Source organism: Tardiphaga sp. 20_F10_N6_6 (genome assembly GCF_052076045.1).
GTDB classification, from domain to species: Bacteria; Pseudomonadota; Alphaproteobacteria; order Rhizobiales; family Xanthobacteraceae; genus Tardiphaga; species Tardiphaga robiniae.
Genome location: NZ_CP197239.1, coordinates 1,779,712 through 1,796,392, shown reverse-complemented (window position 1 = coordinate 1,796,392; position 16,681 = coordinate 1,779,712). Strand labels below are relative to the sequence as shown.

Below are 16,681 nucleotides of genomic sequence, written 5' to 3'. Positions count from 1 at the left end.
CGACGGCGAGTATGCCCAAACTGAGGAAGCCCACAAAACCGCGAAAGCAGACTTTCAGCAGACCTAACGGGACGTCAACGAGTGTAAGCCTCGAGGACGCCTTTTGGGACGCGCTGACAGAAATCGCGCGAGAAGAAGGTATTTCTCGGTTAGCGCTGATTAGGCGGATAGATCGCGACCGGGTTCATTCCAACCTTACGTCAGCTATCCGAGTTTTCGTTGTGAAGTATTTTATCACCGAGTACCGATCGGCAACTGGCGCCAATCCGGACTAGCAGCAAAAGGTCGCCGACGGGGTTGGTCTCGGTCCTCTTTTGTAAAAGTGGGCGGCTCATCGTACCCGCGCCGGCTACTGAAGAAGAGCAGGGCCATCAATCCGGCGCCGACGATAATGGAAAGAACTATGCCGATGGTCAGGGCGATATAGCCGTCGCGAGGCATGGGCTCGCCGGGTACAATGAGACCCTGGTAGGCGTACCAGCCAGCGGCACCGAGTATGGCCACCAATGCTCCGATTAAAGCTATCGCGCCCTTGCGCATACCTACCTCTAACACGGTTGAACCGACATCAAAGCGCTAGCTCCGACGATGAAAATCACACCGCAAAGAAGAGACCGGCCGGTGAGAAGCCGAAGCAGCTTGACTGATCAAGATCCGCAGAGGTCAGCGCTGCAACTTGTCTAATGTAATCGGCAGGTCGCGGACTCGTTTTCCGGTCGCGTGGTAGATCGCATTGGCTATCGCGGCGGCGACACCGACGAGACCAATCTCACCCAAACCCTTGATGCCCAGCGGATTGACGATGTTATCCTGCTCCTCGACGAAGATCACCTTGATGTCGTGAACGTCGGCGTTTACCGGTATATGGTATTCGGCGATGTTGGCATTCATGATGCGACCGAACCTGTGATCGATCAGCGTCTCCTCGTGCAGCGCCATTCCAATACCCCACACTACGCCGCCCATGATCTGGCTATGCGCTGTCTTGGGGTTCAAGATTCGCCCGGCCGCAACCGCACTCACGACGCGGGTAACGCGCATGACACTAAGCTGTTCGTCTACCTTCACTTCAGCGAAGAGCGCAGAATGCGCGTTGTGCGCATGCTTTCCGTCATTGGCGAAGCTGGTGGATTTCTCGTATTCGATGCGGTCGACCGCGCCAACCCGCATCACATCCGCGATTGATATCGCGCGCGATGCATCTAGCCGGCTCACGAGCCTGCCGTCCGCAAGTGCGACCTCGTCGCTTGTTGCATTTGCGAACGGCGAATCCGGCACTCGCTTCGACAGACGCAGTAATTCTTCGCGGATCGCGTTGCTTGTCGTCACGATCCCGTTTGACACCGATGCCGCGATCCAGGATCCACCTTCTACCGGCGATTGCGGCAGTGTGGAGTCGCCAAGCTTGATACTAATGTTGTCGAGCGGAAGTCCGAGCGCGTCGGCCGCGACCTGTGCCATGATGGTGTAGGTACCCGTGCCAATATCTGACGTTGCGCATGCGACCTCTGCGTGACCGTTCGCGGTCAGCTTAATTCGGACAGTGATTGGCACCTGTAACGCTTCCCAGACGCCCGTCGCCATGCCCCAGCCGACCAACTCGCTGCCGTCGCGCATCGAGCGGGGCTCGCGGTTGCGCTTTTCCCAACCAAAAATTTCCGCCCCTTGGCGGTAGCATTCGTGCAAATTCTTGCTGCTGAACGGCACGTCGCCGTTGTTCTGGTCGCGATCCGAGTAACACCGCAGACGCAGCTCCAGCGGATCAAGGCTAAGTGCAACCGCGAGTTCGTCCATCGCGGATTCGAGTGCATAGACACCAGTCGTAGCGCTCGGACCGCGCATGTCGCACGACGTCGGAAGATCGAGCCGGGCGAGCTTGTGTGTGTACTGCGCATTGGCGGATTTGTAGAGCAAGCCGGACCAGGTGGTCTCGTTCCGGTAGAAGTCTTCGTATTGCGACGTCACCGTAATCGCATCGTGCATGATTGCATTGAGTATTCCGCCGGTAGTCGCGCCCAGTTCAACCCGCTGAAGCATGGCGGGGCGGTAGCCGAGCGAGTACATCTGCTGGCGCGTCAGAACAAGACGGACGGAGCGCTCCAGCGCGCGGGCCGCTAGTACGGCCAGGACCACCTGATACTGCGGGCGCAGTCCTGAGCCGAATGCCCCACCAACAAAGGGCGATACGACGCGCACATCGTCCGGTTTCATGTCGAATATGCTGCATACATAGCGCTGAACATTCTGCACGCCTTGGGTTTTGTCATAGACCGTCAGCTTGCCACCGCCGTCCCATGTCACCGTCGACGCAAACGGTTCCATGGGATTATGATGCTCGACCGGGACGAAATACTCGCCTTCGTGGCGTATGTCGGCCGCGGCAAAGGCTTCTGCTGCATTGCCCCGCGATTTTGCCGGTTCAGGCAATGCAAAGGCGGCCTCACGCTGACGATGCAGGTCCGTGACGTGCGCTTCCAGTTCGTACTCCACGCGCACCAGTGAGGCGGCTAAGCGCGCAATCTCCCACCCCTCCGCAAGCACAAGGGCGACTGGCTGTCCGCTGAATAGGATCCTGGCGTCATAAAGTGGCCGGAACGGCGTACCCTCCGGCGCCACATCGTCTTTGTAGGCCTGATCAGCATCGGCCATGCGCGGCCGTTTTCCGTGCGTTAGAACATCAATCACGCCCTCGACGCGGAGCGCCTCGCTCGCATCGATACGCAAGATCCGTCCTTTAGCGATGGTCGATCCGACGACGAAAGCGTGGACGAGGCCAGGCACGTTGAACTCGGCGGCGTATTTGGCCCCGCCGGTCACCTTCGCGTGTCCATCAATGCGTGAGGTCGCAGTACCGATGTAAGATGTCATTGGCTTGCTCACTTGGCTCTTGTGGTCGACTGCGATGGCGGCATGGGGCACCACATCCGCGGCTCGTCCGGGTCCGAGCGCCCCAAGCGCAACAGCACCCTGCAGGACGCTGCGGCGGCTGATGTCGTCTTCACGCGGAGGGCAGGGAGCAGTGCATTGGGCCATCGCGCCCTCACGCCATCTTCTTGCTCGATTGCGACTGCGGTGTGCCATTTGCTGCTTGCGTCAGCGCGCGCACTGCCGCCTGGCGCGCCAGTTCGATTTTGAAGGTGTTGTGGGCAAAGCCCTTGGCGTCCCGTAGCAGCACATCCGCAGCGCGCTTAAAAGTCTCGGGGCTCGCAACCTTACCATTCAGGACCGCTTCGGCTGCGAAATCCCGCCACGGCTTGTGCGCGACGCCACCGAGTGCGAGTCGCGCTTGGCGAATGGTTTGGCCATCCATCTCTAGTCCGACCGCGACTGACACAAGCGCGAAGGCGTAAGAGAGACGGTCGCGTATTTTAAGGTAAGTGTAGTTTTTGGCGAAGCCTTGCGCGGGGAGTTCAATCGCAGTGATGATTTCATCACGGTCCATATTGGTGTCCCGCTGCGGTGTGTCGCCGGGGAGCCGGTGGAAGTCCGCAATGGCAATCGCGCGTTCACCTTTGGGCCCCGTAACGTGAACAGTTGCCTCCAGGGCCGCTAGCGCCACGCACATATCGGATGGGTGCGTGGCGATGCAGGCCTCGCTTGTGCCGAGGATCGCATGCCCCCGATTGATGCCGTTGATTGCGGAGCAGCCGCTGCCGGGCACCCGCTTGTTGCATGGCGTCACCGTATCGTAGAAGTAAGCGCAGCGTGTCCGTTGCAGCAAGTTTCCACCGGTCGAGGCCATATTGCGCAATTGCTGCGAGGCACCGGCCCGGATTGCGCTGGAAACGACCGGATACCGCTGCTCGATCAGAGGGTGGTAGGAGAGGTCGCTGTTCGGCACGAGTGCGCCGATCCGCACACCCCCGCCAGCTGTTTCCTCAACGGTCTTGAGCGGTAGACGTGTGATGTCGATCAGCAGGGAAGGGCGCTCGACATCCTCTTTCATCAGGTCGAGCAGGTTTGTGCCGCCAGCGATAAATTTGGCGGCCGGGTCCGCCCTGATCTGCTGCACTGCGTCCGCAACGTCGCTTGCGCGCGAATAATGAAAATTGATCATGGCTTTTCAGCCATCACGGACATTGCCTGCCTGATCGCTGCAACAATGTTGGGATAGGCGGCACAGCGGCAGAGATTGCCGCTCATTAGCTCGCGGATTTCGTCGTCAGCCTTCGCTTTGCCTTCGGCGATCAGCGCTGCCGCCGAGCAAATCTGTCCGGGGGTACAGTACCCGCATTGGAAGGCGTCGTGGTCGATGAAGGCCTGTTGCAGCGGATGCAGACCAACGCTGGGCGCAAGGCCTTCAATCGTTGTCACTTCGGCGCCGTCCTTCATGACTACTAGCGTCAGGCATGAATTGACGCGGCGACCATCAACCAGCACCGTGCAGGCACCGCACTGACCATGGTCGCAGCCCTTTTTTGTACCGGTTAAATCGAGCTGGTCACGGAGAGCGTCGAGCAACGTTGTCCAAGGTGCGACCGTAAGCTGCTGTCCGACGCCGTTGACGACCAACGCTACCGAAATGCCGTTACGTGTCTGCGCCGCCGTGTTGTTTTGTGTCATCTGATTCCCCCGCACGAGTCGAAGAGAGTCACGCACTGCCGGCACCGGGTCATAAGCCCAGGCTCTAAGGCTCGGCCAATAACGCAGGGTCTCATGAAGAGCTGCTTGAGGCAACTGTCCGAGATTTGTGGCTTTCGGTCAGCGTTATTGACACTTGCCGGTTTCATCGTGTGTTCCCCGGTTGGGCGGAACGAATCCGATGCGTGCCGTTTGAATAGGCATGCGAAACAATCCCGACCAACTGGCCCACCTCGCTGTCCTCATGGAAGAGGCCATCCAGATTGCATGGGATTATCTGGAACGGGCAGGCGAGATCGAGGACGCAGAGTTCTGCTCGCACACTCTGCTCCACTCGGTTGAAACCATGATCCGGCAGGGAGTAAGGAGCCGCTTGCTACTCTCAAACAGAGCCATTGCTCAATACATGGAAGCTCTGGAAGCGCGCACGCTTCAAGCAGCCTCGTAGAAGGGCGATAACGATGGTGATGGGTGAAAATCAAATATATCTCAGGCGCCAGCAGACGGGCATTGGATGGCTCGTCGATAAGTGGCTGGCTTATTGTCAGGCTGAAAAATGTCGACGGTTGAACCGACGGCCTCAAGAGATGTAAGGGGCGACGATAATCTAGGACTTGGCGTCCTCGTCATTTTCCTGCTGGTGCTGGGCTTGCCTCTATTGCTCTTGTGAACTTAGAGCCAGGCCACTGACAGCAAAAATACTGCGGTCGCAATGAGCGCCCCAGCTGTCATCGCCGCCATCATCATTGAAAGCACGCGCATGCCGTAACGAAGCGGATGCGCACCCGGTCATCAAGAGCGTATTGCCAGGATCAGATATGCAGAGCAGAATCGGTCAATGGTGGACAGACACGCACGATCAGAGGCAAGAAGTGGAACTCGCCGCCGCGCTGGCGGTCCAGCTGGCGGCGGTCGCTACGGTGAGCCTACGGTTACTGTTCGAGGCCCTGTGAGCCTGACTAAGAAGATCGCTGCGTTGGTTCTAGCGAGGGGCCGAAGCTGCGGGAGTATGGTCGTTGTCTAGCGGCGTGTAACCCAAGTGGGTGATGCGTCTTAATCAGCGGCAAAGAGATCATTTCATTAAGCTTTGACGTAGAGGCTAGCTCCAAGCGGCCTTCGTATTCGCACCGCGACTAAGACCCGCCGAATTCGTCCTCGGCGGGTTTTTCTGTGCGCTCATGCGATCGGATTTCAAGCAACCAGATCACAAGCCCCCGCCGCGATTCCGAACGTTAGCACGCTCGCGCCCAGCGACGCCAAGTCGAAAGACGGCCAGCCTTCAGGTAAGGCACCGATGATTTGCGCAAACGGCAATTTCGCCTCCCTGGATGTGGCCTCTGCCCTCATCAGACAGGAGCGATTACAGTGTGAGAATGCCCAGTAGAAAATAAGCATCTGTTGCGAGAAAAGAATACCAAGAAGGTACCCGGCGCTCCCCGAGCATCGGGCGGCTAGTGACGTGCGCTTCAGCCTCGGGAAGGGCGCCAAGGAACCAGGGGTCAACCTCGAAGTAGAAAGGCGTAGGCGCCTAGCACTGCCAACCCACCCACGAGCAGCCAAACGACTAGACCGATTGTCAGCATTTTGGCTGGGGCAGGGGTGTGATCGGTCTGTGGCGTTTCATGGGGAGCAACGGCTGTTTCTTGATTGGCTGGCATCAGGGACATCCTTGTGGCCGCACCTTGCCGCCATGGACGAATGAACGGTTCGCAGATCGTAACGTTCCGGCATCCGCCATTTTACCCCATGGCGGGGAGGGCGTCGCGTGCGGTTCGTCCCGTCATGATCCCTCAGATTCCGCCTTCTGCATCAGTCTGAGAAGCGCAACCGCTTCGGCACAGGCTCGGGCTTCATTGCGGAACCGCTTCGGTTGAAGGTTGGCGGCCTGGAATGGCCCAACTGGAATGACATGAGCGGCATAGGACACATTGAGATAGCCTTGCTTCACCATGATTTTCCCGTTGTCGCTGATCAGCGCTTCTTGCCCATTGTCGGTCCGGTACCGCTGGAATGTCGAGCCGGCGACGCCTTGGCCGCCTCGTCGAGTGACTTACTGGTCGATGCAGTATTGTCCTGCATCGCATCCATGAGATGGGCTTCGAGGTTTGAGAGAATGTCGTCGGTCGGCTTGCTGAGGTGTCGGCAGTCTTTGAGCGCCGCCTCGGCCGCCTTCTTTATCTTCGCACGAGCGAAGTTCTCGCGGATGGGTTCGGCAAGTCCAGCGCCGCGCCGGCATCGCTGGCGTCATTGATTTTAGGCTGGAACGCTACCAATCCCAGCCAACCAGCGGATCGTGGAAAAGACCCCGAGCGCGACGATCATGATGATCACCAATCCTATCAAAACGCGCCCATATTGACGGGCCGTAACATGCTCGATCATGTTCGATTCCTCGACCGGTGCCAGACAGGATCCTTGTCGGATGAATGGTAAACTGGCGTCCCTTTTGGATAGAGCGCTTGCAGCATTCCCAATCGCGCGAACGGCGGATTCAAGCGTCGTGTGGTAGATTCGTTCCCGATAACGTTATTGGCGGCCAATTCTCCAGGCGTATACGCAACGGTATGAACCCATTTCGGCAATTAGCTCTGGCCTGCTGCTTCGTTTTAGGCGCTTGCTCAGGCCCAATCCAAACGCCTGTGGCAGACTTGGACCCCATCGCACCACCTGACGCCGTTGCGATGGCGAAGGCATTCACGGTGGCCGCGAAGGACGCAAAACTTTCGGATCCATTGGAAGTTTCTGCAGCGCGTCCGGCGGGACCGTTGGCCCCAGGTGCGCCGGGCGCCTTCGTTGCGTGCTTAAGGGGCGTTCAGCCGGGCGGTGGTCAAAAAGAGTACGCGCTATTCTTCAAGCGAAAAGATCCGGTCGTTCAGAGACTCGCCCTCTATCCGGATGGTTGCACGGAGGATGTGTATGTTCCGTTCCGTCGCCTGCCTGACGACGTTAGAAAACCGTCTTAGATGAGCCGAGCGGTAGATCGCCGTCCGGCGCCTCCGACTTCCACATGAACATTCACCCGCACTCGTGCATCTCGATAATGCCGTCAGCGATCAGTTTGTCTCGGCCGGCGGAGTATTCGGCGACGTTGCCGGCGCCGCCTTTCAGGAGCCGAGCAGTCGCTCGGGCCATCGGTCCAGGTAGGGCGTGGTCAGCCGCACCTATGATCGCAGCAGCAGCCCTTCCGGCAAACGTGTCGACGAAATTCAGTCTTTCACGCGGCCGCCTTCGATACCCGGTAGGTCTTTCCCGTCTGAAATCGGTTCTTACTCAAAAGAGTGAGATCGTTCTTTGCCTATCTGGTCGAAGTAACCCTGCGCGTAAAGCATGTACCAATCGGTGTACAAATTGTAGACTTCTTGCCAATAGAAGCCGCGTTGGGGTCCACCTTCTTTGGTCGTAAATGGCACTAAGTCGATCATATGCGGCTGCGCTGGCATGTTGAAGTACGAGCTAATCACGATCAGCTCGTAGTCCTGGAAGTGATACTGTAAAAACCTGCTTGGGTGCTCTTTCTGATACGGGAATAATTTGCCGGCCTCGGCAAGAACCACCATAAATCGGAACTGATCTCTGTCGGGATCTAACTGGCCAAGCGTGACGATCTCGCTGATGTCGTTCTCTGGGATGTCGAAGCGGCCATTCTTGAAATCACCGCAAATGACAAACGTGAGCGGAGCAAATAGGTGATCCTTTTTTAGCGCCGTCGTTAACAGGACGCTGTCACCGGTTGATTGTCCGGCGATCATTACTTCGCGGTGAATGCTGTTCACAGTGGCGCTTTTCACCGACGCATGGACCGAAAAATGGATATGACAGTCCTGATATTGATCAGTTGGAGGCGGTCTAATCAACGTCTCGACAGACTCACCTCGAAAGATCTTGCCCCCCGAGCTAAAATGTATGTTCAGATCAGTTTTTGACCGATCGTCGCGGTTGGCGATTTCGAGAACGGAAAACAGATTCTTCGGAGAGCCCTTCACGTCCAAGGTAAATCGCGTTCGCATGATTTGTTCGATCCAAAGCAAAGTTCGTATTTTTTAAGGCTGTAACGTCGTCTGAACGATTGCAAGCTACTATTCTGTTTGCGCTGAGGTGACCGTAGCGATTCCGTATGTTATTGATGCCAGTTGGGAGACCTTACCGGGGCCGGTAAGATGGCATGCCAACCTATCTCGTTCGAATAATCGAGACGCATGATCTCGTCGGGGTCTTCTCAGCCGATAATATCGTTCAGCTCATCGACATCGTGGACGAATGCACCGAGCCCGATGAATGCGAGTATACGCGCATGGGCCCCGGCGGCATCATGTGGGCGAGCCCGGCAATACCGATCCCTATTGCGATCCCTGAGGATGCCGATGGCGGGGACCCTGATCCCATGCCATGGGGTGACGCCAGCGTTACTGAAACTTGGTGGGACTATTTCTACGGATACGCTGCCTATCGCTGGAAGCGGTTCTTTCCCGACGATCCGCCGAAGCCTAAACAGCCGGTGCTGCCGCAGCGTCCGGGGCCGGGGCAGGTGGTGCCGTTTAAGAAGAAACGGGAATGAGGAACTTTCTTGTTAGGCTGAGCATTTTTTTTTATCAGTCGTCTTATAACTTTGGAGATTGCGCAAACTCTTCAATTGTATTTTCCTTACCGTCTTCGTGCACAAGGAGGCGCGGATGCTGGAAAGAGCGACAATTGTCGAAGACGAGATCGACGTCGAACAAGTGGTTCTCAACTACCAACGTCTGATCTGCGAGGCGCTGAATCAGATAGAAGTTGCCAAGGTTCGCCTGCTCATATTGGAAATAGAAGAAGAGCTCGATAAGTCGGGGAGCGCCGCTTCGCCTGTGCGTCGCCAGGCCGCGGAAGTGCTTCGGCGGGCGAGAAGACTTCCGGCAGGCCCGGACCGTAACGAGCTTCGACAGATCGCGCATGCTTTGCTCTGGCTCGAAGAAAAGGGCCTGAGCCTGAAGGCCCCTGCGCCGGGTGGCCGGTTGATTAAGCCAGAGCCAATGCGACACGGCCCATGCTGCCCCAATGTTCGGGACGCACCATGTGGTGCACTTTCGGAAAAGCAGGAATGAGGAAAATTCCTTACAAAGCTCAACGATTCCAACAGGTCGCACGAGACTGTAAATCAGCCGTCTTATGACTTCGAAGGTTCGAGTCCTTCTTCCCCCACCATTTTCACATCATTGACGAATTGGCCCTGCGGGGCGGCGGGTTGCAGGCAATCCTGTAAGCAATTCCATTTTCGGTGTTGTTCGCTTCAAGCAGCGCATATTTGCCTGGTTCCGAACGCGTCAGCCTAATTCGATTTGGGGTCCGACGGCGGCTTCCGCAGGTTGGCGGTCTCGGGATCGAAGCCAATAGCGTAGACGTCCAAGACGCCAGCTTCACGCAGCTTCCGTAGCTCGCTCGCCGTCTGATCGAGGGTCTGTACGGTTCCGTAGCAGACCTTCTCAGGCTGCCCGTGAGGGGTCCCGTAGATACTGTAGGCCACGACTGAAGCACACCCCGTGATTGCTGTGAAAGGTTTGCAAACGCTACCGCAGTCATTGGCGTGTTGTCTATAAAAATAGACAACTTGGCGGTGGACGGCTGCGTCAACACGTGTGCCCGTCAAGACTTGCGCAGATTGGTCCCGTGGTGGTGCTAAGCTTGCTCACGCATGCACGCTTCTCATTGGTTTATCTGACAGCCACGAACACACCGCGGCTGGAACTGCTCCCGCTATCGCAACGGACACATCGAAATATGGCTGGCCCATGTAGCTTGCGACAAGCTCGGCCAGGATAGCCGCCACCGGCATCGTCGCGATGAGCCGCACGTAAAGCGGCTGGCCGGAAAGCGCCCAGTCCACTCCTGCCGTCAACCAAGCAGGAATGACGGCGAGCACATACGCAATTCCCACCAGCCACGCCAGGAAACCGATGTCGGGAAAACCATCGCGCAACAACTGATCGGCTGAGATGTAAACGAACAGCACGAGTGGCGGAAACAACATCGTGAAAACGAGCAGTCGCTTCATAAAATCATCTCCAAGATCCGTTGGTCAGATTTGGAGGTGTTTCTGTTCAAACTACCCAGTCGCCAAAATTGGTTTCCCTTTCCCGGAACATTGCGGAATGCGCAGTGATCATGCCTCTCATTGGCGCTCGCATTCCTGGTCAGGAACGCGGAGGCGGCTTGGCCTCTTTCCGAGTCCAGTAGATGCTCACCAGTGTGGCCAGAAGAATTGGTGGAGCAAACAGCGCAATGTTGCGAGTGTGAATATCTGTCGTCGCGGCCTCCGCTGGAACGACGACCAACGATACTACGTACCCCGAGAGCGCTGCCAAACATGCGGATAGGAGCGCTTGCCATCCAAATCCTAAAGGCAGTTTCACGAGCAAGTACCCGAAGATGCTGCCGGGCACGAGCCCGACAATGAAGAATATGACCCAAATGCCTAGAAGCATGTGCATGTTAGAAGCGTTCCTTATTCGTGAGCGGGGAGGGCATCCGCATTGCGAATATTGTGGCAATGCCTATCCTGGCTGCACGCACGCCGCGACAGGACCCCGACGGCCGAATGGATCAAATCGTAGGAATTTTAATCCACATTGTTCTCGACGTCATCGTTAAGGCAACAGGACGAAATATACTTAGGTTCGTGGGTCTGCGTGATCGTTCGGAACGAGCTGAGCGGATTGTCGGGAGCATATTCTGGGCAGTAGCAGCGGTCGCAGCCTTCATTGGCATTCGGCAGTTGACGTAATCTCTCCTATTCCAGGACTGCTGAATCCCGCACGTCCTTACTGCGCGTCAGCCACCACCCAAGAAATGGTTGGCAACAGGAGCGCAAAGCTCGCCCCAGTGATCCAGATCGCTTGCTGTTCGAATGGTCCCGGAGCTGGGCAAGATCGAAAATGCCGTTTCGAAAATTGGGTGCGAAACACGCGTGTGGCGATCTCTGCCGCTCCCAGAGCGATAGTTATTCTGCATCGCATTCCGGGATCTGGTGGAATTATGTTTCCTGTTTTTCATCGTCCGTAGAACTTCCTCCTTAAATCATGCGCCAACTGGACCGGTTCTGAAACTGCCAGTAGTAATCCGGCGTCATCACCTCAAAATCACGTTCGGATCATTCGATGTTTGCGCTCCCGGTTATCGCGGGTTTTGCGATTGGCGCCGTTTTCGGCGTGGTCGGTCTGCTGAGCGGGTTCTGCCTCATGAGCAGCCTGCGCGACTGGTGGGCGCATGACGATGGACGCAAGATCCGCAGCTATGCGCTGGCGGTTGCCGTGGCGGTTGTTGGCACACAATTCATTGCCGGCGCTGGGATCGTCGAGATCGCCAAGTCGCTTTATCTGCAGCCGTCATTCTCGGCGCCTTTGATCTTCGTCGGCGGCCTGTTGTTCGGCTTGGGCATGGTGCTGTCGAACGGCTGCGCGTCCCGTGCACTGGTGTTGCTGGGCAAAGGAAATCTGAGATCGCTGGTCGTGATCGCGATCATCGGCGTCACGGCGCAGATGACCTTGAAGGGCTTGCTCGCGCCGATGCGGCTGTCGATCCTGCAATGGACGCAGACGACGCCTGGGGTGAATTCTCTCCCGTCGCTGTTCGGAACGCTCGGCCTGCCTGACGCAACGGCGCGCGTCGTAGCAACTTTGATTGTCGGCGTTGCGCTGTTGGTATTTGCGCTGTCGCATCGTGCGTTCCGCCGTTCGCCGGGGCAACTCGCGGCGGGTCTCGTGATGGGCCTCCTGGTGATCGCCGGCTGGCTGACAACCGGTTGGCTTGGTGCCGATGAGTTCGATCCGATTCCGGTGGCGTCGCTGACATTCGTGTCGCCGGCTGCCGATACGCTGCAATTCATCATGCTGTCGACGGGCATGACGCTGAATTTCGGCATCGCGCTGGTGGCGGGTGTGTTCGTCGGCAGTCTGTTGACCGCGCTGCTGACAGGCCGGTTTGAATTCGAGGGCTACACCTCTGCGCGTCATACCGGCCGCTCTATGGCCGGCGCGGCGCTGATGGGGATCGGCGGCGCGATGGCTTATGGCTGCTCGATCGGGCAGGGGCTGACAGGTGTGTCCACGCTCGCGCTGCCATCCTTCGTCGCGGCCGCTGGTATCTTTGCGGGCGCTGCAGTTGCGATCCGCGGCCTGGCACTGCGTCCTGTGTTTGCGACGCAATAAATCCTCTCCAGTCCGCTTCGTTAGTTTGATTGCGCTGGCGCAGGGCGATTGCTAATCAATCCCCTGATCGTCAGAGGTTTTGTGCGCAATGAATAAGCGAGGACTGTTTTTCTTTCTGTCGATCCTTGCGCTGACGTCATTTGCAACGGGCCCGGTCACTGCGCAGACACGGCCCGCGAAGCAGGACGCCGCCGCGCCTGACAAGCCCTTCGCCGAGCATTTCATCGCCTTGCAGCTGTCCGATTCCGATCCGAAGAAAGAACGCCTCGTTCTCAGCGTCGCCAGCAATCTCCTGAAAGCCTATGGGCCGGACAAGGTGGCGGTCGAGGTGGTCACCTTCGGCCCCGGCATCGATCTGATGCGCGACACCAACGAATACCGCGCGCTGGTCGATAGTCTGGTGACCCAGGGCGTGCGCTTCAGCGTCTGCGGCAACACGCTGGACACGATCGAACGCGACACCGGCAAGCGCCCGGCGATCAATCCGCATGCGGTGGAAGTGCAGGTCGGCGTCGGCCATTTGCTGGATTTGACCGAGCGCGGTTTCACGATCGTGCGTCCCTGAAATTATACGTCCCTGAAAAGGAATTTCGAGATGCGATCATTGTTGAGATCGATTGCCGGAGCCGTCCTGTTGTCGCTGATCGCGTTGTCCGCTTACGCAGCAGGCGCGAAGGAGCATCGCGTCGCCATTCAGGTCAATCAGAACGATCCGGCCCTGATGAATCTGGCCTTGAACAACGCGACAAACGTCATGGAATTCTACAAGGCGAAGGGCGAGGACGTTCAGATCGAGATCGTCACTTATGGGCCAGGTCTGCACATGCTGCGCGACGACACCTCGCCGGTGAAGGACCGCATCAAGCAGATCGTCGATGCCAGCTTTCCGTCCAGCGTCAAATTCATCGCCTGCGGAAATACCAAAGAGGGCATGGAGAAGCGCGAGGGCAAGGCTATCAGTGTCGTATCCGAGGCGACGGTGGTGCCATCGGGCGCGGTTCGGCTGATTGAGTTGCAGGAAGCCGGCTGGAGCTACCTCAAGCCTTGAAGATTCGCTTTTTTTGACGCGTTTTCTTGACGCGAACCGGTCTCCACTTCGCTCGAAAACGCTATGACTACTTGGACGGTGGCGCTTTCCGCGCCAGCAGCATCCAGTTGCGCTGAATGAGGTCGCGTGGCGAGCCATCGACCAGGATCGCAATGCCGATGCGTGCGCCAAGTATCATGCCGCCGACGGCAATCGGCCAGGACAGCGCCAGCATCGATCCCGCGGTGATGCCCTGACCGATGGTGCAGCCGCCCGCCAGAATGCCGCCGACACCCATCAGGCACGCGCCGATAAGATGACGGCGCATTTCGTGATCGTCGTCGAAGGCTTCCCATCGGAGTTCAGCCGCGAACCACGCTGCAGCCAATGCACCGGCAATGACGCCGAACACGCTGCCGACGCCGAAATCGGCGAAGTTCGCGACATTCAGGACCCCGGCATACAGTGCTTTTCCGATGGTCGACACGAATGTCAGGCTTTGCGGGCGCGGCGGACCCGCGAAATCGTCGTTCAATCCCACCGTGACAATCCAGCCGGCAATCGTGAGTAATCCGAGTGCGATACCGGCAGTGAGCAGGCGCGGCGCGCGGCGCAGGCGTTTGTCGCTGAGTGCCAGCCAACAAAGGCCGCTGCCGACAATGATGGCGAGCGGCACGCGCAGATCGCGGCCGGTCGCTTGCGTCAGCAGCGATGCAAAGTCGGAGCGTATGCCGTCCGGCATGCGGATCGCTAGCTGCTCAAGCACGCCAATGCGGAGATCGGCGAACAGTCCGCGCAGAGTGGCATAGGCCGTCGCGCCCAGCACGAGGATCACGATCAGGCTCCTGAGATCGCCGGTGCCGAGCCGGACCAGCGAGCCGAAGCCGCACGTGCCGACCATCGCCATGCCGGTGCCGAACATGATGCTGCCGATGACGATCGCAATGAGGGGCAATGCAATGGGAACGTAAGTGGTGTGTTCGGGCGCGAGAAAGCCGGACAGGATCAGCGCCTGCGTGCCGAGCACGGCGATACCCAGCGCCAGCCCAAAGATCTTCAGGCGGCGATTGTCACCGCCCATCAACGCATCTTCAATCGCGCCAAATGTGCAAAGCCGCGCGCGTCGTACGGCAAACCCTGCAGCAGCGCCGATGGCAAATCCAGCCAGCGCCGATAACCAGGCAGACATGTTCTGCATGGGTTTCCTCCTGATGTGAGGTGCGCTGGCCTTACGGGCCGCGCGCCTCCGCCTGCCAGATCGGCGGCGTTATTTTTTCTTGGTCGGCGCCGGCGTGGCGCAGAAGATATCGTAGATGACCGAGATGACGCTTCGCACATCGTCATTGGCCAGGCTGTAATAGATCGTCTTGCCGTCGCGGCGGGTCTCCACCATGCCGTCGTAGCGCAGACGCGCGAGTTGCTGGGACACGGCTGACTGCCGCAGCGACAGGATGTTCTCCAGTTCGGACACCGACCGTTCGCGCTCAGCCAAAAGGCACAGCAGGAGCAGGCGGTTTTCGTGCGAGATCGCTTTCAGGAAATTGCTGGCCTTGCGGGCCTTGCGCATCAACTGGTCGAGTTCGGGGGAATATTCCGCACCGTCGCGCAGTTCGTCTTCGAGTTCGGATGGGATGATAGAAGCCATGGCAGCGTGCGTGTCCCGCGAATGTTTGAAGAGGATCAGGAACGATTGGCGTTGGGCTGTGAGTTGGTCAGTCTGGCAGCATACTTCCCGAGCAGGCTCCAGAAAGATTCGTCGTTCATGTAACCGGTGATGCGGCCGATCTCGCGGCCGTTATTGTCCACGATCAGAAAGGTCGGCGTGAAACGCACCGGCGACGCCAGTGCGACGCCGGGCGACTTGTCGCGATCCATATCGATGCGGCGCAGCGGAAGAAGCTTGGCTTCGTCGGTCCTGTCATAGACCGGCGCGATCTCGCGATTCCAGCGCGCGCACCAGACGCAGCCATCGCGCTCGAACATCAGTAGTTCGGACGCATCAGCGATGCTCGGCGACAGCGCCGCAGTCATCACCAACAATGTTGCGATCAACGAGGTTTTCAGAGGCAATTTCCACGTCATGTGCTACATATACACGAATTCGAATATTTATGCCAGAACCGGATCCGCCGTGGTGTCCTCAATCTCGTTCCTTGGTGCGCTGGGCGCAGGGCTGTTGTCGTTCTTGTCGCCCTGCGTTCTGCCGCTGGTGCCGCCCTATCTCTGCTTTCTGGCAGGCGTCAGTCTGGACGAACTCGACGATCGCGGTGGTCAGGCCGGCTGGCGACCGAACGGACGCGTGGTCGCGTTGTCCTTCGCTTTCGTGCTGGGTTTTGCCACGGTCTTCGTCGCCTTGGGCGCATCGGCATCGCTGATCGGCAAGGCGATCACGGCCTATTTCGATACGCTGGCCGTCATCGCCGGTCTGCTGATCGTCATTCTCGGACTTCACTTTCTCGGCGTCTTCCGGATCGGGCTGTTGTTTCGCGAAGCGCGCTTTCAGGCGGTGCGCAGACCGGCGGGCTTTCTTGGCGCCTATCTGGTCGGCCTCGCCTTCGCCTTCGGCTGGACGCCATGCGTTGGTCCGGTGCTGGCCGCCATTCTGATGGTCGCAGGCGCGGAAGGTGCGCCGGCGCAGGGCGCACTTCTGCTTGCGGCCTATGCGATGGGGATTGGAATTCCCTTCATGCTGGCCTCGCTGTTTTCGGGGCCTTTCATGCGGCTGATGGCGCGGCTGCGTCAGCATATGCTGGCTATCGAGAAGGTGATCGGCGCCGGCCTTGTCCTGACAGGTGTTCTGTTTTTGACTGGTGCCATGCCGCGGATTTCAGGTTGGATGCTGGAGACCTTTCCGGCCTTCGGCACGATCGGATGATGTGTGGCTCGGGAGGATCGA

At 58.3% G+C, this 16,681-nt stretch carries 17 protein-coding genes; 8 read left to right on the top strand and 9 right to left on the bottom strand.

Annotation, left to right across the window (positions count from 1 at the left end; genetic code table 11):
- Positions 1-11: 11 nt before the first annotated feature.
- Entirely contained in the window at positions 12-275 is a 264-nt protein-coding gene (locus AB7813_RS08770; RefSeq protein ID WP_441228036.1) for a ribbon-helix-helix domain-containing protein, read from the top strand.
- 388 nt (positions 276-663) lie between these two features.
- Here AB7813_RS08770 and AB7813_RS08765 read toward each other — a convergent pair whose 3' ends face one another.
- From AB7813_RS08765 to AB7813_RS08755, 3 genes are all read right to left on the bottom strand, one after another.
- Positions 664-2,868 (bottom strand): xanthine dehydrogenase family protein molybdopterin-binding subunit, encoded by a 2,205-nt coding sequence (locus tag AB7813_RS08765; protein ID WP_441228035.1) that lies wholly within the window; start codon positions 2,866-2,868, stop codon positions 664-666.
- A 172-nt stretch (positions 2,869-3,040) separates the two neighbouring features.
- Entirely contained in the window at positions 3,041-4,057 is a 1,017-nt protein-coding gene (locus AB7813_RS08760; protein ID WP_441228034.1) for an FAD binding domain-containing protein, read from the bottom strand.
- Positions 4,054-4,563: a (2Fe-2S)-binding protein gene (locus AB7813_RS08755; RefSeq protein WP_441228033.1), complete on the bottom strand. Its 510-nt coding sequence runs from the start codon at positions 4,561-4,563 to the stop codon at positions 4,054-4,056. The genes AB7813_RS08760 and AB7813_RS08755 overlap by 4 nt, the downstream gene beginning before the upstream one ends.
- Before the next feature lie 220 nt (positions 4,564-4,783).
- Between AB7813_RS08755 and AB7813_RS08750 the strand changes: the two genes are divergently transcribed.
- Positions 4,784-5,029 (top strand): hypothetical protein, encoded by a 246-nt coding sequence (locus AB7813_RS08750; RefSeq protein ID WP_441228032.1) that lies wholly within the window; start codon positions 4,784-4,786, stop codon positions 5,027-5,029.
- Between the two features lie 1,805 nt (positions 5,030-6,834).
- Here the strand turns inward: AB7813_RS08750 and AB7813_RS08745 are convergent.
- Both AB7813_RS08745 and AB7813_RS08740 read right to left on the bottom strand, forming a co-directional pair.
- Complete coding sequence (locus tag AB7813_RS08745) at positions 6,835-6,963, bottom strand: hypothetical protein (protein ID WP_441228031.1); 129 nt, start codon at positions 6,961-6,963, stop codon at positions 6,835-6,837.
- 884 nt (positions 6,964-7,847) lie between these two features.
- Complete coding sequence (locus AB7813_RS08740) at positions 7,848-8,570, bottom strand: hypothetical protein (RefSeq protein WP_441228030.1); 723 nt, start codon at positions 8,568-8,570, stop codon at positions 7,848-7,850.
- Between the two features lie 173 nt (positions 8,571-8,743).
- Here AB7813_RS08740 and AB7813_RS08735 point away from each other — a divergent pair, with 173 nt between their 5' ends.
- Complete coding sequence (locus AB7813_RS08735) at positions 8,744-9,136, top strand: hypothetical protein (RefSeq protein ID WP_441228029.1); 393 nt, start codon at positions 8,744-8,746, stop codon at positions 9,134-9,136.
- 58 nt (positions 9,137-9,194) lie between these two features.
- On the top strand, positions 9,195-9,659 hold the full coding sequence (locus AB7813_RS08730; protein WP_441228028.1) for a hypothetical protein: 465 nt from the start codon (positions 9,195-9,197) through the stop codon (positions 9,657-9,659).
- Between the two features lie 581 nt (positions 9,660-10,240).
- Here AB7813_RS08730 and AB7813_RS08725 read toward each other — a convergent pair.
- Positions 10,241-10,606: a hypothetical protein gene (locus AB7813_RS08725; protein WP_439064264.1), complete on the bottom strand. Its 366-nt coding sequence runs from the start codon at positions 10,604-10,606 to the stop codon at positions 10,241-10,243.
- 1,102 nt (positions 10,607-11,708) lie between these two features.
- Here AB7813_RS08725 and AB7813_RS08720 point away from each other — a divergent pair.
- The 3 genes from AB7813_RS08720 (at position 11,709) to AB7813_RS08710 (ending at position 13,806) form a co-directional block, all read left to right on the top strand.
- Positions 11,709-12,758 carry a YeeE/YedE family protein gene (locus AB7813_RS08720; RefSeq protein WP_439064263.1) on the top strand — a complete coding sequence of 350 codons (1,050 nt, stop codon included), beginning with the start codon at positions 11,709-11,711 and terminating at the stop codon, positions 12,756-12,758.
- An 88-nt stretch (positions 12,759-12,846) separates the two neighbouring features.
- Positions 12,847-13,323, top strand: coding sequence for a DsrE family protein (locus AB7813_RS08715; RefSeq protein ID WP_439064262.1), 477 nt, complete (start codon positions 12,847-12,849; stop codon positions 13,321-13,323).
- 30 nt (positions 13,324-13,353) lie between these two features.
- Positions 13,354-13,806: a DsrE family protein gene (locus tag AB7813_RS08710; RefSeq protein WP_184518027.1), complete on the top strand. Its 453-nt coding sequence runs from the start codon at positions 13,354-13,356 to the stop codon at positions 13,804-13,806.
- A gap of 67 nt (positions 13,807-13,873) precedes the next feature.
- Here AB7813_RS08710 and AB7813_RS08705 read toward each other — a convergent pair whose 3' ends face one another.
- The 3 genes from AB7813_RS08705 to AB7813_RS08695 form a co-directional block, all read right to left on the bottom strand.
- Entirely contained in the window at positions 13,874-14,983 is a 1,110-nt protein-coding gene (locus AB7813_RS08705) for a YeeE/YedE family protein (protein ID WP_439083208.1), read from the bottom strand.
- A 69-nt stretch (positions 14,984-15,052) separates the two neighbouring features.
- Positions 15,053-15,430: an ArsR/SmtB family transcription factor gene (locus AB7813_RS08700; protein ID WP_068731992.1), complete on the bottom strand. Its 378-nt coding sequence runs from the start codon at positions 15,428-15,430 to the stop codon at positions 15,053-15,055.
- A gap of 35 nt (positions 15,431-15,465) precedes the next feature.
- Positions 15,466-15,837, bottom strand: coding sequence for a thioredoxin fold domain-containing protein (locus tag AB7813_RS08695; RefSeq protein ID WP_320444733.1), 372 nt, complete (start codon positions 15,835-15,837; stop codon positions 15,466-15,468).
- A gap of 79 nt (positions 15,838-15,916) precedes the next feature.
- Here AB7813_RS08695 and AB7813_RS08690 point away from each other — a divergent pair, with 79 nt between their 5' ends.
- A complete protein-coding gene (locus tag AB7813_RS08690; RefSeq protein ID WP_320444732.1) occupies positions 15,917-16,660 on the top strand; it encodes a cytochrome c biogenesis CcdA family protein in 744 nt (247 codons plus the stop codon).
- Positions 16,661-16,681: the final 21 nt, after the last annotated feature.